The organism is Streptomyces sp. NPDC056835 (assembly GCF_042789485.1).
In the GTDB taxonomy this organism is placed as follows: Bacteria; Actinomycetota; Actinomycetes; order Streptomycetales; family Streptomycetaceae; genus Streptomyces.
Genome location: NZ_JBHUBB010000007.1, coordinates 182,800 through 202,114, shown reverse-complemented (window position 1 = coordinate 202,114; position 19,315 = coordinate 182,800). Strand labels below are relative to the sequence as shown.

The following is a 19,315-nucleotide window of genomic DNA, read 5'->3' as shown; positions in this document are numbered from 1 at the left end:
CCCGGCCCGCGGTGTGGCCGCGGGCCGGGGCCGTGCGGCTGGGACCGGGGGCCGGGACAGGGGGACAGCGCGACCGGCCGCCGGGGGATCGCCGGCGCCCGTTCGGGATTCTGTTGTACGAGGCGGTGCCGATGAGCGCCGCGGTGGATCAGCGACGCCCGAAGATCTTCTTGCTGGAGCCGAGGTGCAGGAAGACCGTCTCCCCGGTGGCGTTGTCCAGGCCGTCGTTGTCGGTCACGGCGTAGACCTCGCCGTCGCCGGCCACGGTCAGCCCTTCAAGCTTCTCCTGAGTCCAGCCGTTCGTCGCGCGCAGGTCGGGCAGCACGTCGTGGGCGAGCTTCTTCGGCAGCACGGGCAACTGGCCCGACGGCGCCGCGGACTTCGGCAGATCGACCGTGTACACCCGCTTGATCTTGGCGGACGGGCCGTTCAGCTTGTCCCGCTCGATGACGGCGAGCCTGTCGCCGACCACGGTGATCTCGGAGAGGCCGATCCAGTCACCCGGGGTGGTGGTGCTGCCGATCCTGTAGCCGTACCAGCTCCAGGTCCCGGCCTCGACGTCGTACCGGCCGAGCCGGACGGTCCCGGCCGGGTCGGTCTTGACCTCACGTTGCAGCGTGGCCCAGACGATCTCGCGGCCCGTGCGGTCGGTGGTCGCGGTGACCCCCTCGAAGCCCTGCCCCGCGAGGCCCGCGGCGATGTCCGCCGGCAGCGGAACGACCTGCTGGGTCTTGCCGGCGCTGTCGAGCCGGACAAGCTTGTTGCCCGCGCCGGTCGCGCCCTCCACAGCGAGCCAGAAGCCGCCCTGCGGCCGGGCGTGGATGCCCTCCGCGTCGTAACCGATCGGCCGGCCGTCGGCCCCCTTGACGGTCAACGACCGCGTGATGACGGCCGGCTGCCGCGCCGCGTCAATGGTCAGGATCTTGGTGTCGGCGAACCCCGCGTCGGTGACGCTGTAGAGCTGGTGCGACGTGCCGGGTACGGCGGAGAGCGCGCCGAGCACGCCCCAGCCGATCGGCGCGCCGGTGGAGTCCGGGGCCGAGACGATGCTCGGGAACGCGGGGGCGCCCTTGCCCAGACGGAAGACACTCACCGAGGCCCGCACGTTGACCGAGGCGTCGTCCTCCTCGCTGGAGACGGCGAGCAGGTCGCGTGACGGGATCGGCAGCAGCCCCTCGGGGCCGTTGGTGGTGGCCAGCACCTGGCGGAAGACCGGGGCGGTCGGCCGGCTCAGGTCGTAGACGGCGACGAAGTTGCTCCGCTCCGAGCCGACGAAGGCGTAGCGCACACCGTCGAACTCGGCGATCGCCAGCCCCTCCGGCTCGGTGCCCTTCTTCTCGGCCCGGTCCTCGTTGTGCAGCCCGTAGCGCACGGCGATCGACTCGAAGCTGTTGCCCGCGTCCCAGACGACCTTGCCGGTCCGGGTGTCGAAGATGGACCAGCCACGGGTGCCGCCGCGCCAGTCGCCCTCGTTGGCGGTCGCCACGTAGCGGTCGTCGATCCAGCCGACCGAGTCGGGCTCGCGCGGCACGTCGGTGATCGAGCCGGTCAGGTCGATCCTGCCGTCCTTGACGGTGTCGATGCCTGTGACCGACGCCGTACCGGCGCTGAAGGCCTTGGTGATCCGGCCCGTCGGCAGATCCAGTGTGACGACGCCGTTGTTCTCCTGGAGGGTCACCACGAGCTGGTTGCGGCCGTTGATGGAGACGTACTCCGGCTCCGGGTCGGTCGGCTCGGTGATCCCGGCGGCGACCAGGGCGGGCAGCGCCTTGCCGTTCGACTGGGTCAGCGGCACGGCCCGGGTACGCCACTGCTTCGGCGAGTCACCCTTGAGGTCGACGATCCGCACGAAGCCGGCCGGAAGCTGGGGCAGGTCGCCCTCCTCGCCTCCGGGCGGGGTCGCCTCCTCGTCGCGCTCGTTCTCGATCGCGATGGCGGCGTACCGCTTGTCCTTGCTGATCGCGATGGAGTCGGGCTGGCCGCCGAGGTCGTGGCTCGCCACCCGACGGCGGTCGCGCAGCGAGATGACGTCGAGCCGGCCGGACGGGTCGGTGTAGCCGGCACTGGTGTTGACCACCACCAGGACGTACTGGCCGACCACGGCCACCGAGGTGGGCTCGTCCTCGGCGTTGCCGAGTTCGGTCAGCGACAGCGTTCCGAGCCCTCGCGGCCGGTCGGGATCGCTGATGTCGAGGAAGCCGATCCGCCGGGCCGGCGCGTCGGTGTAGACCAGGGTCCGGCCGTCCTCACTGGTCGCCGAGATCTCGGCGACGGTGGGAGAGGCCGGGTCCTCGCCGGCCGGCCGGTTCTGGAAGACCGGGTACGTCGCGGTGCGGTCGAAGGCGACCGGCCGCCGTGACTCCTGGTGCGATTCCCGGTGCGACTCCTGGTGTGCGCTCGCCGCGCCCGTGCCGACCAGCATGCCGGCGGCGACCGCTACGGCTACGAGCGCGGCGTAGGTTCTCTTTGGGGGCATCGTTTCTCCGTTGCACGAGAGTGATGGGCGGGATCGTCCCACCTGCGGGCGAGCGTGGAACGGCGTCCGGGTGAACAGCCAACGAGGATCGGCGCCGCGGCCGAGTGTGACGGAGTTCTTCTGTTACGTCCGGCGGCGCCGACGCCCCTGTGAAGTTGCTCGCTCCGGGACATGGAAGAAATCCACGTCCCTGCTGCCGGATCGCGGCATTGGTCCCTGTCCGTCCGGGGGATCCGGGGCCCGCGGCCGCGTACCGGCCGACTGTCGGCGAACAATCTTCGCGAGAGCAACACACGGACTACGCAGAGCCTCCCGCAGGTGCCGTTACGTTGTTGCCCGCTCGATCATGAGTGCGAACTTGAACAGGTCGCCGGATTTCCTGGCGACGCAGTCAGCACAGAAAGATCGCGGATGGACTACTGCTCCTCGTGCCGTCGGACCCTCAACGGGGCCCTGGTGTGCCCCGGGTGTGGCGCGTACGCACCGGACATCGCGCCTCCCGGGCATCAGCGGGGCGGCGCGGAACCAACGACCGTGATGGCGGCGCAGGCGTGGCGGGCGCGGGAGTTGTCGGCTTCGGCGGACTACTACGGCGCTCCTCACCCCGATGCCGAGCCGACCGCTCCCGACACCTCAGGTGTTTCCGGCGCTTCCGGCGCTTCCGGCACCCCCGGCGCTTCCGGCGCTTTCGAGGACGCGAGGGCGGACGCGTCGGACTCCGGGACGTCCTACGGCTCCGAGCACGCCGCCCCCGCGACGCAGGGCCGCGCCGCCCGGCGCCGCCAACTGGCGCGCTGGAAGAAGCAGCGACGCCGGGCCGTGGTCGCGTCGACCGTCGCGCTCGTCGGCGGCGGTCTGACCCTCGCCGTACTGCCGTCCCGGCCCTCGACCGGACACGACGCGCAGGCTTCCGCGACACCGGAACCGAAAGCCACGGCCACGATCGGGACGGACGGCACCGAGACCGACTCGTCTTCCGTACGGCCGCGCACCCACGATCCGCGGGATTCCGGCAAGGGCGCCGACTCGTCAACGATCACCAGCCCACCGCGGAAGGCCACCACCGTGGTGTCCATGACCGCTACGAAGACCACACGGGAGACCGCCACCGCCCCTCGTCCCACAGTGACGACGAGCACGCAGCCGCCGCGCACCACCACCCCCGTGACGGCCGACCGAGCGCCCGCCACCGATCCCCCGGCCGCACAGACCGCCACGCCTCCTCCCCCCGCGCCGTCCACGCCTCCGCCCGCCGACGACTCCGCGGCGGACACGCCGCCCCCGAGCCCCCCGCCGGCCACGACGCCACCGGACCGGCTCTGCCTGCTTGTCCTGTGCATCGGCTGAGCATCGGCTGACCGGCCGCGTGAGCTGACCGGCCGGGTGAGCTGACCGGCCGGAGAGCGGAAGTCAGTCCCGCGACCGCATCGCCTCCAGCGGCCGGGCGCGCAGCACCCTCGTCGCCGGGATACGGATCGACAGCACGCCCGTCAGGACCGTCGCGGCGACTATGGCCGCGAAGACCCGGAGCGGGCCGGACGGCAGTGGTGTGTCGATGAGGCGCAGGGCCATGACGGTCAGCGGTACGGCGGCCATCACCGTGCCGATCACCACGGCGATACCGGCCACGAGCGCCGTCTCGACGGCCAGCATGCGGGCCACCTGCCGGCGGGTGCCGCCCACCAGGCGCAGGAGGGCGAGTTCACGGGCGCGGCCCGTGGTGATCGTGACGAGCGTGGTGGCGACCGACAGGGCGACGTAGGCCAGTATCACGGCGAGCAGGAGCCGGTTCAGCCAGGCGTTGGCCTCCCTCGCGGTGTCCTGGGCCACGAGCAGTGACTCGCGATCGCCGACGGCGAGGCCCGGGTGTCCCTTCGCCAGCGCGCTCAGGCCCGTGGCGACGGCGCCGCCGTCCGCGTCGGGGGCGGTCGCGACGAGTACGACGTCGGCGAGCCGGTCCGTCGTATGAGGCAGTACGACGTCGGCCGGGAGGAGTACGTCGCCGAAGCCGAGATTCGGCCGGTACAGGGCGACCACTCGGGGCTTCGTGGGGGTTCCGTCGCCCAGTACGAGATCGACCCGGTCGCCGACCTTCTTGCCGAGCCAGATCGCCTCCGTCTCGCTCAACGCGACGGTGTCGCCGCGCAGTTCGCGCAGGCTGCCGGATGCGACGGGCAGGTCGAGCGTTCCCGAAAGCCCCCCGGCGTCGATGCCGTAGGCGATGGACCGTGACAGCGGTTCCTCGCTCGCCCCGCGGTCGACCGCTACCACTTCGGTGGCGACCAGCGGGGTCGTGGCGGTGACGCCCGGCACCCGGCGCGCGGCTGCCGCCACGTCCGGGGCGACGCCGCCGCCGGCACCGGTCATCACGAAGTCCGCGGCCGTCGCCGCGCGTGCCTGGAATTGCGTCGCCGTGGACAGGGTGGTCTGGCTGTAGAACTGGCTGGTCGCGAAGCCGATCGTCAGCGCGAGCGGGATCACGGCCGCCGCCAGCCGCCGGGAACCGGCCACGCTGTTGGCCGCGGCGAGATAGCCCGCCACCCGGGACCGCCGCAGCAGGCTCGCGCCGGCGAAGCGGGAGAGCACGGCCATCAGCCGTGGGCCGAGCAGCGCGATACCGATCAGGGCCAGCATGGAGGAGAGCGAGGCGGACACCGCGGCCAGGCTCTGCGGTACGACCACGACGGCCGCGACGGCGATGAAGGCCAGGCCCAGCATCACGTACCCACAGATGATCCGCCCGCGCCCGATGTCCGGCCGTTCCACCGCGGACTCCCGCAGCGCCTCCACCGGCCGCACCCGTACCTGACGCCGGGCCGCCACCCATACGGCGATCCGCGCCGCGCCCAGGCACAGCACCACGGCGCCGATCGCGGGCGCCGGGCCGATCGACAGGGCGAAGCCGTCCGCGATCACCCCGATACGGGCGAAGCCGTCGCGCAGCGCCTGCGCGGCGAGATAGCCGGGCCCCACACCGGCGAGCGTCGCCACCCCCGACACCAGCAGCACTTCGGTCGCGAGCATCCGGTGCACCTGGCGCGGGGTGGCCGCCACCGCGCGCAGCAGGGCGATCTCCCGGCGCCGCTGGTGGACCGTCAGCGACAGCGTTCCTGCCACGACGAGGACGACGATCATCAGGACGAAGCCGCCGAACGACCCCGACACCAGCGTCAGGACGGAGCGCGACTGCGCGGCGCTGAGGAACTCGGCCTCGCCGCGTTCGACGCCGACCCGCACCACGGCGCTCCGGCCGTACCCCCGGCCGCCGTTCCCGCTCTCGCCGTATCCCTTCGCGTCGAGGGCCCGCTCCACGCGTTCGACGAGCGTGTCCTGGTCCCGCGAGAGCGAGCGCACCAGTCCGAGCAGACCGCTGTCGCCGCCGGTCGGTACGCCGGGGTCGGCGAAGACGGCGATGGCAGCGACCGACGCGGGGTGACCGGACAGCTCGCGCGCCCGCGCGTCGGTGAAGAACAGGGCCGACTGGCGGGGCAGTCCATCGCCCCCCGGCGGTGTCGCCAGGCCGACGACCCGGTACGGCGTGACGCCGTCCGCCGTCGCGATCCGTACCTCATCCCCGACACCGACACCGCCACCGCCACTCCCACCGGCCTCGCCACCGCCACCGCCACCGCCACCGGCCCCGGCCCCGGCCCCGGCCCCGGCCCGCGCGGCGGTCGCCGCGTCCAGCACGATCTCGTCGGGACGCCGCGGTTCCACGCCCTCGCGCAGCGCGAACGGCGTCAGCTTCGCCGTACCCCAGCCGTGGCCCAGCATCTCGCCGCCGGCCGGGCCCGCGAGCGTCCGGCCGTCGCCCGTCACCAGCGTCGCCGGGAAGCTGATCTCGCCAACCGCCTCCCGTACACCGGGAATCGAGTCCACCGTCCCGACCAGCTCCGCGGGCAGCAGCGCCCGCTCGGGCAGCGACTCGACCGTGTCAGGTCCATCGGACTGCGGTACGACGACCGACTGCCCGGCGCCGACGACGACCGGAGCCGCCGCGTACCGCTGCGGCGCGATCCCCGCGAACAGCCCGGATTCCATCAGCACCCCGCAGGCCGTGACGAGTACGGCGCCGCCGAGCACCGCGAGGAACGAGGCGACGAACTGGGCGCGGCGGGCCCGGATCGACTTCCGGGCGACGTACCGGACCCCACTGCCGGACCGGTCTGCCCCGGCGCCCCTCGCCGTGCCTCTCCCCCTCACCGCTCCCCCAGGTGAGTCATCCGCGCCGCCACCGACTCCGCCGTCGGCGCGTCGAGTTCACCGACGATCCTGCCGTCGGCGAGGAACATCACGGTGTGCGCGTAGGACGCCGCGACCGGATCGTGGGTGACCATCACGACCGTCTGCCCGAGCGAGTCGACCAGCCCCCGCAGCAGCCGCAGCACCTGTGCGCCCGTTCCGGTGTCGAGCGCGCCCGTGGGTTCGTCGGCGAAGACGACATCGGGCCGGGTCACCAGCGCGCGGGCGATCGCCACCCGCTGCTGCTGGCCACCGGAGAGCTCGCTCGGCCGCCGGTCGAGCAGTTCGCCGAGCCCGACCGCGCCCGCGATCTCCGTCAGCCAGGCCGGATCGACCGACCTGCCCGCGAAGCGAAGCGGCAGGGTGATGTTGTCGCTGACATCGAGCGCCGGGATCAGGTTGTAGGCCTGGAAGACGAAACCGATCCGCTCGCGGCGCAGTTCGGTCAGGGCCGTCTCCTTCAGCCCGCTCAGGTCGGTGTCCCCGAGCAGCACCCGGCCCGACGCGGGCCGGTCGAGGCCCGCCGCCAGGTGCAGGAACGTGCTCTTGCCCGATCCGGACGGACCCATCACGGCGGTGAACGCGCCTCGTGCGATCCCGGCGGTCACCCCGTGCAGGGCGGTGACGGCGGCGGCGCCCTCCCCGTAGACCGCCGTGGCGGCCTCCAGTCGCACGGCGAAGCCGGACGTCCCGACGCCGGACGTCCCGACGCCGCCGGACGTGCCGGCGCCGGACGCCTCACCGCCCGTCGCCGCCCGCCCCGATATCCGTACCGGCCCTGCCGTCATGATCCGCCCCTTCACCAGGAAATCGATATCGTGACGGTAGGGCGGAGCCGTTGGCGTGAACGATCCCGTACATGCCAGGATCGAGGGTGGAGCCAACTCCACCACGCACCCGGGGGGCAGCCAGAAGTGACCCACCCCGCCGCGGGGCAATCACGGCCGATACTGCGGGAATTGAGGTTCCTCGCGGTCAGCGCCGTTACCGGCGTCATCTCGTGGTTCGTGCTGTCCGGGCTGATCCTGAGCGTGGCGCCGGTCGTCACGCTGCCGCTGCTGCCCCGCGCCGCGCGGGCCGCGCGCCGCCTGGCGGCCTTCGAACGCCGCCATACCGGCGAGTTCCTGCGCACACCGATCGCCTCGCCCCAGCCGCTCGACGGCGACGACATCGGCGCCGTACTGACGAGCCCCGAGACGCGCCGCGACGTGAGCTGGCTGACCCTTCAGGCCATGCTGGGCATGCCGGCCGGGATGGTGGCGATCGCGGCGCCGGCGGGCGTCGTCCAGAACGTGGCGACCGCCGCGCTCTGGCCGTACCTGCCCGGGGTCACGACCACGCTGGACCACCCGGTGGAGTCCTGGCGGGACGCGGCCGTCGCACTGGCCACCGCCGTCGCGTACGGCGCGGTGGCGTTCCTCGTACCGCCACTGGCCCGGTGGTACGCGCGGATCAGCGCCGTACGGCTCGCGCCGCGCAAGATCTCGCTCGCCGAGCGCCTGGCCGAGGTCACGGCCACCCGGGCCGCCGCGCTCGAAGCGCACGGCACGGAGCTGCGCCGGATCGAACGCAATCTCCACGACGGCACACAGAACCGTCTCGTCGCGGTCGTGATGCACCTCGGCATGGTGGAGCGCGCGCTGCGCCGCGACCCGGGCTCGGCCCTGCCGATGGTGCTCACCGCCCAGAACGCGGCCACCGACGCGCTCAGCGAGCTGCGTGAGGTGGTGCGCGGCATCTACCCGCCGGTGCTGATCGACCGCGGCCTGCCCGGCGCGGTGAGCGCGTTGGTGTCGCACTGCGCGATCCCCGCCACGTACGAGGTGCGGGACCTGCCCCGCGCGCCCGCCGCGGTCGAGGCCGCGGCCTACTTCGTGGTGGCCGAGGCGCTTACCAACGCCGTCAAGCACAGCGGGGCACGGCGGATCACCGTGGTCCTGCACGCCGACGACGGACTGCTCACCGTCGAGGTCACCGACGACGGGCAGGGCGGCGCCGACGAGACGCGCGGCACCGGGCTGCTCGGCATCGAACGCCGGGTCGCCGCCTTCGACGGCACGACCCTGCTCCACAGCCCGCGCGGCGGACCCACGGTCCTGCGGGCCGCCATACCCCTAGGAGTCTGACGCCCGTGCGCATCGTGATCGCCGAGGACGACGCCCTGCTGCGGGCGGGGCTGACCCACCTGCTGCGTGCCGAGGGCATGGAGGTCACCTCCGCCGTCGACAACCCCACCGATCTGCTGGCAGCCGTCGCCGCCGACCGCCCGGACGTCGCGGTCGTGGACGTACGGATGCCGCCGACCTTCCGCGACGAGGGGCTGCGCGCCGCCGTCGAGGCGCGCCGCCGGCAGCCGGGCCTCGCGGTGCTCGTACTGTCCGCGTACGTCGAGGACAGCTACGCCACCGAACTGCTCGCCGACGGCGCCGGCGGGGTGGGCTATCTGCTCAAGGAGCGGGTGGGGAAGGTCGCCGACTTCCTCGAAGCGCTGGAACGGGTGGCCGGGGGCGGCACGGCGATGGACCCGGAGGTCGTCGCGCAGTTGCTGGTACGCCGCCGCACGGACGATCCGCTGCACAGCCTGACCCCGCGCGAGCGCGAGGTGCTCGCGCTGATGGCCGAGGGGCACTCGAACGCGACGATCGCGGGGCTGCTGGTCGTCTCCGACGGCGCGGTGCACAAGCACATCGGCAATATCTTCAGCAAGCTGGGGCTGCCGACGGCGGACGGCGGACACCGGCGGGTGCTGGCGGTGCTCGCGTATCTGAAGGCGTGATCGCCCCTGAAGGCGTCATCGGCCTCCGACGACGGCATCGCGACGACGGCATCGGCCTCCGACGGCGTAATCGGCCTCTGCCAACGTCATCGCCGCGCCGGGGAGGGCCGCGGCCTGGGGACCGCACCCCCAGGGGGGTGGAGCTTGCGCCACCCCCGTTCGGGGAGCAGGCCACATTCCCGCGGCATGCCTGACACGGACATGCTGAGGTCATGCCGGTGCACACGCATCCGGCCCGCGCGGTCAGCCCTGAAGGAGTCCCCACATGTCCGACAACACCCTCGCCCCGGCTTCCGCTTCTGGTGCTTCCAGCCGCCGGAGTGGCCCTCGGCGCGGTGGCGGCCCTCGGCGGAAGGCGGCCACGCTGATCGCCCTCACGCTGGTGGCCGGGCTGGGGCTGCCCGCCGCGTACAGCGCCGCCCACGCCGACGAGAGCACCGGGGCCGGCAAGACGGGCGCGCGGAGTGACACGCGGAGTGACACGCGGGACAAGGCGCAAAAGGGCATGCAGAAGATAGCCGACGGGCTCGTGGCCGACGGCAAGCGCCCCGCCGCGCTCGTCAGTACGCGGGAGCGGGACGGCCGTACGCGTACGTACGCCGCCGGCGTCGGCGACCTGGCGACCGGCGCCCCGGTCCCGGCCGACGGGCAGGTGCGTATCGGCAGTAACACCAAGACCTTCACCGCTGTCGTGGTGCTGCAACTCGTCGGCGAGGGAAAGATCGACCTCGACGCCCCGATCGAGACGTACCTGCCGGACCTCATCCGCGGCGAGGGGGTCGACGGCCGTCGGATCACCGTACGGCAGCTGCTCCAGCACACCAGCGGGCTGCCCGAGTACACCCAGGCCGTCGCCGAGAACTTCGCGGAGTTCCAGCACCGCTACGCCGAACCGCGCGAACTGCTCGACCTCGCCCTCAAGGGCAAGGCGTCATTCCCCCCGGGCGCCAAGTGGGAGTACAGCAACACCAATTACATCGTCGCGGGGCTCCTCGTCCAGAAGATCACCGGCCGTCCTCTCGCCGAGGAGATCAACAAGCGGGTCGTCGGACGGATCGGACTCCGGCACACGTACTTCCCGGGGGCCGGTGACATGACGATCCGCGAGAAGCACCCCAAGGGCTACTTCGCCGATAAGCCCGGCGCCCCGCTGCGCGACGTCACGGTGCAGGACCCCTCCTGGGGCTGGGCGGCCGGGGCCATGATCTCCACCAACAGCGATGTCAACCGCTTGTTCACCGCCCTGCTCGACGGCCGCCTGCTCAAGCCGGCCCAGCTCAAGGAAATGCGCACCACGGTCCCGGCCGAAGGCGACCCGGTCCCCGGCACTCGCTACGGACTCGGCCTGATGAGCCGGCCGCTGTCCTGCGGCGGCGTCTCCTGGGGCCACGGCGGCGACATCCCCGGCTACGAGACCCGCGGCGGCGTCACGGAGTCCGGCCGGTCCGTCAACGTCGCGGTCACTGTCCTGCCCACGGACCCGGCCGGGGCGATGGAGGTGGACGCGGCGGTGGACGCGGCGCTGTGCCGCTGAGCCCCCCTCAGGTCGGCCGGGGCCGGAGCCGGCCCCCTGGTTGTCGCGTCATGCGTCACGCGTCACGCGGCGCGCCGTCGCGAGCGGGCGCGGGCTCGGAGCGCGCAGGTGACGAGGACGCGGATCGGGGCGGGTGGGCGGCGTACCGTCAGGGCCGCGCGGAGCGGCTGGTCCAGGAGCGACGCGGCGACCGCCGGGGCGAGCGGGGCCAGGGGGGCCGGGAGCCGGGCCGCCAGCAGGCCCTTGCTGGTGGCGGCCCAGAGCGCGCGGCCCGCCTCCGTGGGGGCGAAGTGGCGGGTCTCGTAGTCGCGCATCCAGCTCTCCACGGCGACCAGGTCGCCCGCCGGATCGCCGCAGGGGCCCGGGGGTTCCGGCAGGCCGAGGGCGTCCGAGAGGGCCAGGTGAAAGGCGTACGCGGCGTCCCGTTCCGCTTCGGTGACGGCCCGGTGGCCGTGGGCGTCGATGAACCGCAGCGGGCATACGGTGAAGCAGGCCAGTACGTAGTGCATCAGCTCGGGCGTGATGCCGGGCCGGTCGTGCACCCGGCGCAGACCGTCGACGACCCGCCGGCCCTCCGCGCTGTCCAGGCCCAGTCCGATCAGGGTGAACATGGCCACCCCGGTCGCCTTGGCACGGCCGCGCGGCTCGTTCGTCATCCGGCCGGTGGCGGCCAGCACCTGGGCGATGTCCGGGATGCCGAAGGTACGGACGAAGCCGAGGGTGAGTCCGATCCGGGACTCCTCCGGCATCGTCTCCAGGACGAGTCGCGCGTAGGCGCGGTACGCGCCGCGCGTTCCCGCGGTCATTCGGCCGCGGTGGCGACGGCCAGCGCCTCGCCGGTCAGGGGGGCGTACAGCTGGCGGGCGACCCGTACCAGGTGTGCGCGCTCATCGGCCGGTTCCGCGTCCAGGCCGGGCAGCGGAGCCTGGTCGTCGCGCGGGCGCGGCGGGGTCCCCGCGTTCAGCGCCTCACCGGCGGAGCGCAGCGCGGCGGCGACGATCAGGGCCGCCCGGTCACCGTCGTCCAGTCCGGCCCGTTCGGCGATGTCGTTGGCCGCGGTGACCACCGCCGGATCGACCCACGGCCGTAGCGTCAACTGCCCGTCGCGTATCTCCAGTCCACGCCTCGCGGTGCGCCACTCCAGGTCCCGGAACGCCAGCCGCTCGGTCCAGGCCGACGGGGGCGCTTCCAGGGCCAGCCGGCGGTCCGCGCGGTACACCAGATCCCACAGCGGGCGCAGGGCCTGGTAGTCGTGGCGCCGAAGCGTCCAGGCGGCGACGGCCGGTCCGGCGAACCCCGCGGTGATGAGTACGGCTCCGAGCGCGGCGAACGCGGGCCCCGCGGCGGTGCTCAGCCACTCCACGCCGTCGACCTCCGCGAAGGCCGCACCGATCGCGATGAGCTTGCACACGACATAGCCGCAGGCCACGAGCCCGCCGATGGCGAGCAGCCGGATGCCGCGGCGCAGCCACCCGTACGGCAGCCCGGAGGCGTGCCCGGAGCACACCCGGCTGATGTCGATCAGCGCGAAGCCGAACAGCGCCTGGTAGATGACGAGGAACACAGCGATCCGCGGTGATGTCGCGAAGGTGGTGTCGAACGTGAGGGGCGTCTCCGGGCTGACCGCTCCCCCCGTGAAGAACAGGACGATCATCACCGGGACCAGCACCGCGAACACCGCGAGCCGCCGCCGCACCGGGCGCCGGGTGTCGCCGGTCGCCGCGTCCCACACCCGCGAGTTGGTGCGTTCCTTCGGCGGGGTCCACATCCGCGCCAGCACCACGGCGGCGGCGGAGAAGCCCGTAATGCCGAGATAGACGAGCAGAGTCGCCAGGTTGCCCCGGCCCGCGAGACGGTCGATCAGCCGGTAGAGCACCGGGGCCGCCACCACGAACGCGGTCGCCGGGGCCGCGATGGACACGGCGACGACGAGCAGACCGGGGGACGGATCCCGCCGCCACGCACGGAACTTCAGTACGGCCACCACCCAGGCGACCGTGCCGATGCCGAGGTAGACCACGTTGAACGGCGCCTCGGACATGCCGGACGCGCCGGATACGCCGGACGCGCCGCCCTCAAACATGCTGTCCCTTGCGATGCTCCAGCGCGGGCGCCAGCTGGGATGTCGTCCCGGCCCCGGGCGCCAGCACGAGAATGCGCGTCAACTCGGCCCCCAGGATCTCCGCTTCCTTTTCCGCGGCACCATCGTAGTGCGACCGGCCGAGGACCAGCCGGATCATGTCGGCGTCGATCGTGGGCAGTTCCACGTGGGCCGTGTCCTCGTCGGCCGCCGGGGCCTCGGCCAGATGTCCGCAGAGGAGATGCGCGAGTTCGTGGCAGATGATGTGGGCCTGGTGCAGGTCCGAGGTCTCCTGCTCGAAATAGATCACGTCGGACTCCGCGCGGCGTTCGACGAACCCCGACGGCTCGTCCACCCGCATCCGCCGCGGAACGAGCCGTACGGGACGACCGGACCGGTCGGCGACCGCGGCGCACAACTCCTCGACCGTGCTGAGCTGCGGCAGATCCAGCTCTCTGACCATGGCCCGCATCCGGCGGCGGGTACGTCCGAGATCTCGCACACTCTCCCCATCAGCATCAGCCAGCCGCCAGTGCCCCAACGGCGTCTGCTGGTAGTCGGTCACGCGTCGGGGCGGCCGTCGGGGCGGCCGTCGGGCAGCCCGACCGCCTTCCGTAGTTGTTCCACAACAGTGAGGGCGGCGTCCTGCATTTCCGGGGGCAGGCCGGCCGCCCGCATCGCGATCCGTTCCACCCGGGCATCCCGCAGCGCCTCGATCTTCCGCAGGTCCCGCTCGACGGCCTGGGCGGTGGCGGAGTCGCTGAAGTAATCCAGCGGGATGCCGAAGAACTTGGCGATCTTCACCGCGTTCTCCAGGCTGGGCTTCTGCGTGCCCTTGCGGAGGTTCCCGATATAAGTGCCGCTCAGGCCGGTCCCCTCGGCGATCTCCGAGTCCCGCCAGGGACGCCCCAGATCCTTCGGGTAGATCACCGAGATCACACGCCGGAAGCGAGCCGCGAAGTCCAGGGGTCCCGACGGCTCTCCGCTGTCCCCACTGTCCCCGCTGTCGCCAGTGTCGCCAGTGTCGCCAGATCGAAGAGCCGACGCTTCTGAGCGTGGAGAATCGGAGGCCATGTGCCGGATCATAGAACTCTTCGGCCATCGGCGGGGATCACGCCGCCGTACCGATTTACACGATCGTTGCGAATAAGCGGGCCAAAAGGCGCACCGCGCACGGAATCACCGTCGCCCATCCGCCGCTCAATCAACAATAGTTGACTTCTGCTCGGCGCAGGTAGCAGGATCGACCGCGCTGGCGCGTGCACGTCATGGGAGTTCCCGCAACGGGACCTGACTCTGCGGGCGCCGGGCGCCGCTGCCCCACGGGGGTGGGCAACAGTGCCCGGTGCGTCCAGGGCCTGTCCCCGCGGCCCTCATGGCGCGCTCGCCACGGTTCTGCCGGGCGAGGGCGGCCATGAGGGCCTTGGGGGCATGAGGGACTTGGGGCATGAGGGACTTGGGGAGGGGTCGGATCGTGCGCGTCAGGCCGCTGTACGGGTCCTGCGGCCGCGGGTGATGACCAGCAGCGCGCATCCCGCGGCGAGTGCGACCGCGCTCGCCCAGGCGATCGCCGACGTAACGCCGTTACCGGTCTGGGCCAGCGCGCCGGTGCCACCGGCCGAGGTGCCCGAGGTGCCCGCGGTTCCTGTTGTCCCCGCGGTGGCGTTCGGCTGTGCGCTCGCGGTGGTCGTGGTCTGGGGCTCGGGCTGGTTACCGCCCGAACCGCCCGCCGAACCGCCGGTGCCTCCGGCGTCCGTCACACGCACCGTGAAGGACGCCTTGTCGTTCGCCTTGTTGGCGTCGAACGTCAACTCCGCGCCCCATACCGACATATGACGCACGACGCCGCTGGTCGTGCCCGACGCGTCCGCGCCGACCTTCAACGCGAACGGCAGCGTCGCGGCCTTGCCCGCGGGGAAGGGCGAGCCGATCGCGCAGAGGTAGACCGGGGCGCCGAGCGCCGGTTCACCCATCCCGTAACCCGACCAGGGGCGACAGCGCTCCGGTACCTTCACCGCCTTCGTGCCCTTGGGGATGTTGACCAGCAGCCCGATCTGGGCGTCGGAGGTGCGCAGGTCGAAGGATGCGGGGCCGTCGTTGCGGATCTTCGCCGCCAGGGTGACGGTGTCGCCGGGATCGGCGGTGACGGTGTCGCCGGTGACGTCGAGATCGGCGGTGTTGGCCGCGTCGATTATCCACTGCACGCGATCCGCCCCGGCCGGATCGGGCGTAGCGATGCCGTCCGGAACGAGCGCGAGCACGGGCCCTCCCTCGCTCTTCGCGGTCGTCGGCACGGTGGCGGCGAGGGGCGTCACCGTGTAGTCCACCAACTCGAAGAGCGCCGTCTTCCTGACGTCGATACCCAAGGGCGTGGACAGCCGGTACCGCTTGCCCGGTTCGACCGGCGTGCTGATACGGCACACCTCCTCGTCCAGCGGTTTCCCCTCGCGGGCCGGGAGGTCTTCTGTCGTGCCGTACGTACAGTTCGAGAACCGCTGCGCGAAGCCGAGACCGTAGGTCTTGGCGAGCCGCAGTTCCACGCCCTGAGCCGTCAGCGACCCGGTGTTGGCGACGGTGATCGGGGCGTCGATCGCGCTGCCGGGCTCGGCGCCCTCCACCCGGGGGATCGTGTTCAGGGCCAGATTCACCGCGCCGACGGTGACCTTCACGGTGGTGTCGATGACGGTCGCGTTGGAGGACGTGGCGTAGACCCGGGCGGTGCCCGTCGTACCGAGCGCGGCGCCCGGCTTGGCTCTCAGCTCGATGAGCCCGCCCTCGAAACCGTCCGGAGCGATGTCCCCGACAGGCCGCGCGCACACATCACCCGGGCAGCCGGAGCCGAGGATCTCGGTGAAGGCGGAGATGCCGGACACGTCGATCTTGACGACCACGTCCTTGGCGGTGCCGCCGCCGGGGTCGCCCGGGAGGCCCCAACTGATCTGCGGCGGATCGCTCTCGGCGGGCTGCGGCAGACCGACCTCGTTCCGGGCGACGTGGAACTTCAGGACGGGGCGGTCCGCCTTGGCGACGGGCCCCGGGCCGCTCGTCCCGGGGGGAGGCGACGAACGCGACGGGTCCGCCTGGGCGGGTGTACCGATGAGCACGGCGCCGAGGAGAACGACCGCGACGGCGGTCGGAGCGGTGGACCATCGGCGTCGGCTGGGTAGTGACATCTCGCGGATACCTTTCCGTTTACCGGACGTTGGCTTCCAGATGTCCTGTGCGACAGACAGGCACCGCGAATGGTTGTGCGGAGTTGAACGTTCCGTTCATCGAGGTGGAACGCGGGGACGCCCCGGACCTCAGATCGTCATCGCCTCCTGTATCCAGCGGTTGACGCGGTACGGCAGCCACCACACCACCGGGCCGACCGCGAGGACGAGACGCTCCTCGCGGAAATCGGCGAGCGCGTCCGCCGGCACGGAGGCCGCGGGGGCGCCGTACGCCAGGTTCTCGATCGCCTCCTGGTAGTGCGGCTCGTCCACGGTGAACCGGCGGAGATCCCCCCAGCGGCGGTCGCGGATCTGGACGAAGCCCGGCCCCTGCCGCCAGAGGCACTTGCCGAGGTAGTGGCCGTTGCGCCAGGTCCGCAGGGCCTCGTCCGCGGTCGCCGAGGGCACCCCCTCGATCCGCTGCGGCGGCTGAAGGTGGCTCAGGAGCCGGCAGTTGTCCTCGACGGCCGCCGGGCCCGAGTCCGAGTCCGAGCCAGGGGCCGCATCCCCGTCCGGGGCCAGGCGCAGGTCCGGGGCCAGGCGCAGGTCCCACTCGACCAGTACCGCGCGGGCCGTCAGATCCCTGACGAGACTGAGGGTACGTACGGCACGGGCCGCTCCCTCCGGAGTCCCGGTGTCCGTGAGATCCACGGCGCCGGACAGCCGGACGCGGCGCGCGCCCAGCTCCCACAACCGGTCGCACTCCTCGGGGACGGGGCCGGTCAGCGCGATGTCGCCGAGGAACATCCCCGGCAGCGCGCAGGCGACGGGGTCGTAGTCACGCCAGACGGTGGCGGACGGGGTGAGGGTGGGGGCGGAGCTGGAGCTCATCGGACTGGCCTCCTGGTGCGCCTGAACGCTCGGACAAGGGGCTGACGAATGGACGGATCAGACAACGGTCATGTGCGGTTCGGCCGGTACGGGAGCCGGAGCTGAGGCCGGTACGGAGGCCGGTACGGGCGCCTCCGTATCGGCCGGTGCCCCCTCCGCCCGAGCCGCGTGCCTGTGCCGCATGAAGTCCAGCCGCAGCAGGTCCTCGTTCACCGCCGAAGGCGCGATATGCACGTACTGCCCGTTGTCGGTGAAGACCAGCCCGAGCCCCACCCAGCGATCGAGCAGTTCCCGTACCTCGTCCTCCCGAAGCGCCCCGCCCGGCACCCGGCCCGCCGCCTTGCGGGCGAGGGCCGACGGCGTGTGCGGCTGGTCAAGCAGCCGGAACGCGGCGATCTCGTACGGGTCGGTCAGCTCCATCGCCCGCCACTCGAACGCCCGGCGCTTGCTGACCAGGACGATACGGTCGCCCAGATCGGCCTGGGTGAGGCGCGCGTCGGCGTGGTGCTTGCGCCAGGCGGCGAGCGCGGCGTTGAGCGCGGTGACCGTGGGTTTGCCGATGCCGCGCTCCGGCGCCTCGAAGACATAGGCGAGGCCGTGGAGTTCGTCTTCCGGCAGGTCGTAGGTGAAGCGGTAGTGCGCCTCCGGACGCAGCCCGTCGAAGCCCAGTTCGGGCCGGTTGAAGTAGGGGCTGAACCGCTCGATGGCGATACGGGCGGAGAGGTCGACCGGCGGATTGAGGTGTTCCAGCGCCGGTATCTGCGCGATGACCGGGTCGTAGTCCTCCGCGCTCTCCCCGGGGAAGCCGTGCAGATAGTTCCAGGACACCGACAGGCCGGTCTCCGCGCCGTCGCGGAGCATGCGTACGTTCTGGCAGCCGCTGACGCCCTTGTCCATCAGATCCAGCACGCGGCTGTTCAGGCTCTCGATGCCCGGCTGTACGTAGATCAGGCCCGCGTCGGAGAGCGTACGGAGCTGGGTGCGGCGCATATTGGCCTTGATCTCGATATGCAGCCGCAGGTCGTAGCCGCTCTCGATGATCCGGGGCAGGACGGTGGAGAGATAGCCCATGTCGAGGATGTTGTCGACCACGTACATGTCCAGCACGCGGTGGCGGCGGGCGAGATCCATGATCTCGTCGTAGAAGGTGTCCGGGCTCTTGCTGCGGAACTGCATGAAGGAACCGTTGAGTCCGCAGAACGTGCAGTGGTGCTTCTCGCCCCACCAGCAGCCTCTGGCGCCCTCGACCACGAGTTTGGGCTCTACCCAGTTACGGGCCACGGAGGCGCCGAGGCGTTCGAAGTAGCCGCTGTAGTCGGGCGGCAGGATGGCGGCGGGCGGCAGCGGGCTGGTGGCCATCGGGTTGGCGGTGCTCACGCCGTCCGGGTCGCGGTGGCACAGCCCGGAGACGGTGGAGAGGTCCGGGTGTTCCTCGCCGAGCGCCGCCAGTAACCCCGGAAACGCGGCCTCGCCCTCACCTCGTATCACGTAGTCCACGAACGGGAAGTTGCGGTGGACCGTGGCGCCCTGCTCGCCGTCGCAGTTGGCGCCGCCGATGACGGTCACGATGTGCGGCGCGAGCAGCTTGACCTGGCGGGCGGCCGCGAGCGCGGCGGTGTTCTGCTGGAAGGTGGAGGTGAAGCCGACGACATCGGGTGCCTCGTCGACGATCCGCTGGGCGATCTCCGTCACGAACTCCGGTACCAGTTGGTGCAGTTCACGGGTCATCCGCATCCGGGACGCGCCGAGCTTCCCCTTCATCGCGGCGGCGAACTCGTCATCCCGCCAGGCGGGGTCGTCGTACAGCGCGGAGGAGAAGACCCAGTCGCCGCAGCCCATGAAGTAGGAGGCCAGCGCGTAGTACTCGTAGTCCTCGGCGGTGAATTCCATGCGCCGGGTGATCCAGTCGGTGAATTCGAGATTGGCGTGCAGGACTTGGGCACTGCCGTCCGGCACGTGCTCGTCCACACTCCGCTTGAGGATTCCCAGGGCCAGCGACGGAAGGTCGATCGGCGACCAGGGCATGTTGACCAGCACTACGCGCATGTCAGCTCCTCGTGGGACGGCCGGAAGACGGGGGGAAGACAGTGGAAGACGGGGAACAGGGAAAAGGGGAGGTGTGAGGCGGGAGGCGTGAGGCGGGGCGTTTCCAACAACCGACCGC

14 protein-coding genes are annotated in these 19,315 nt (G+C 71.9%); 4 read left to right on the top strand and 10 right to left on the bottom strand.

Annotated elements, in window-relative coordinates; all coding sequences use genetic code 11:
• Positions 1 to 148: 148 nt before the first annotated feature.
• Positions 149 to 2,476: an esterase-like activity of phytase family protein gene (locus ACFRMN_RS10445; protein ID WP_383016316.1), complete on the bottom strand. Its 2,328-nt coding sequence runs from the start codon at positions 2,474 to 2,476 to the stop codon at positions 149 to 151.
• A gap of 537 nt (positions 2,477 to 3,013) precedes the next feature.
• On the opposite strand from ACFRMN_RS10445, the gene ACFRMN_RS10440 reads away from it, so the two are divergent.
• Entirely contained in the window at positions 3,014 to 3,823 is an 810-nt protein-coding gene (locus ACFRMN_RS10440) for a hypothetical protein (protein ID WP_383016313.1), read from the top strand.
• 63 nt (positions 3,824 to 3,886) lie between these two features.
• Here ACFRMN_RS10440 and ACFRMN_RS10435 read toward each other — a convergent pair whose 3' ends face one another.
• Together ACFRMN_RS10435 and ACFRMN_RS10430 are read right to left on the bottom strand one after the other, a co-directional pair.
• Positions 3,887 to 6,679 carry an FtsX-like permease family protein gene (locus tag ACFRMN_RS10435; RefSeq protein ID WP_383016310.1) on the bottom strand — a complete coding sequence of 931 codons (2,793 nt, stop codon included), beginning with the start codon at positions 6,677 to 6,679 and terminating at the stop codon, positions 3,887 to 3,889.
• Positions 6,676 to 7,506 carry an ABC transporter ATP-binding protein gene (locus ACFRMN_RS10430; protein WP_383016307.1) on the bottom strand — a complete coding sequence of 277 codons (831 nt, stop codon included), beginning with the start codon at positions 7,504 to 7,506 and terminating at the stop codon, positions 6,676 to 6,678. The genes ACFRMN_RS10435 and ACFRMN_RS10430 overlap by 4 nt, the downstream gene beginning before the upstream one ends.
• Positions 7,507 to 7,677: 171 nt before the next feature.
• Between ACFRMN_RS10430 and ACFRMN_RS10425 the strand changes: the two genes are divergently transcribed.
• The 3 genes from ACFRMN_RS10425 to ACFRMN_RS10415 all read left to right on the top strand — a co-directional run bounded on the left by ACFRMN_RS10425 (position 7,678) and on the right by ACFRMN_RS10415 (position 11,028).
• Entirely contained in the window at positions 7,678 to 8,844 is a 1,167-nt protein-coding gene (locus ACFRMN_RS10425) for a sensor domain-containing protein (protein ID WP_383016304.1), read from the top strand.
• 5 nt (positions 8,845 to 8,849) lie between these two features.
• Positions 8,850 to 9,494 (top strand): response regulator, encoded by a 645-nt coding sequence (locus ACFRMN_RS10420; RefSeq protein ID WP_383016301.1) that lies wholly within the window; start codon positions 8,850 to 8,852, stop codon positions 9,492 to 9,494.
• Between the two features lie 265 nt (positions 9,495 to 9,759).
• Positions 9,760 to 11,028 (top strand): serine hydrolase domain-containing protein, encoded by a 1,269-nt coding sequence (locus tag ACFRMN_RS10415; protein WP_383016298.1) that lies wholly within the window; start codon positions 9,760 to 9,762, stop codon positions 11,026 to 11,028.
• A gap of 62 nt (positions 11,029 to 11,090) precedes the next feature.
• On the opposite strand, the gene ACFRMN_RS10410 is transcribed toward ACFRMN_RS10415, so the two are convergent.
• The 7 genes from ACFRMN_RS10410 to ACFRMN_RS10380 all read right to left on the bottom strand — a co-directional run bounded on the left by ACFRMN_RS10410 (position 11,091) and on the right by ACFRMN_RS10380 (position 19,197).
• Positions 11,091 to 11,834 (bottom strand): oxygenase MpaB family protein, encoded by a 744-nt coding sequence (locus ACFRMN_RS10410; protein WP_383016296.1) that lies wholly within the window; start codon positions 11,832 to 11,834, stop codon positions 11,091 to 11,093.
• Positions 11,831 to 13,111: an MAB_1171c family putative transporter gene (locus tag ACFRMN_RS10405; RefSeq protein ID WP_383016293.1), complete on the bottom strand. Its 1,281-nt coding sequence runs from the start codon at positions 13,109 to 13,111 to the stop codon at positions 11,831 to 11,833. The genes ACFRMN_RS10410 and ACFRMN_RS10405 overlap by 4 nt, the downstream gene beginning before the upstream one ends.
• Positions 13,104 to 13,610: a hypothetical protein gene (locus tag ACFRMN_RS10400; RefSeq protein WP_383016290.1), complete on the bottom strand. Its 507-nt coding sequence runs from the start codon at positions 13,608 to 13,610 to the stop codon at positions 13,104 to 13,106. The genes ACFRMN_RS10405 and ACFRMN_RS10400 overlap by 8 nt, the downstream gene beginning before the upstream one ends.
• A 59-nt stretch (positions 13,611 to 13,669) precedes the next feature.
• Complete coding sequence (locus tag ACFRMN_RS10395; protein ID WP_383016288.1) at positions 13,670 to 14,047, bottom strand: helix-turn-helix domain-containing protein; 378 nt, start codon at positions 14,045 to 14,047, stop codon at positions 13,670 to 13,672.
• Between the two features lie 542 nt (positions 14,048 to 14,589).
• Complete coding sequence (locus ACFRMN_RS10390; RefSeq protein WP_383016285.1) at positions 14,590 to 16,281, bottom strand: hypothetical protein; 1,692 nt, start codon at positions 16,279 to 16,281, stop codon at positions 14,590 to 14,592.
• 129 nt (positions 16,282 to 16,410) lie between these two features.
• Positions 16,411 to 17,151 (bottom strand): DUF5825 family protein, encoded by a 741-nt coding sequence (locus tag ACFRMN_RS10385; protein ID WP_383016283.1) that lies wholly within the window; start codon positions 17,149 to 17,151, stop codon positions 16,411 to 16,413.
• 57 nt (positions 17,152 to 17,208) lie between these two features.
• Entirely contained in the window at positions 17,209 to 19,197 is a 1,989-nt protein-coding gene (locus tag ACFRMN_RS10380; RefSeq protein WP_383016280.1) for a RiPP maturation radical SAM C-methyltransferase, read from the bottom strand.
• Positions 19,198 to 19,315: the final 118 nt, after the last annotated feature.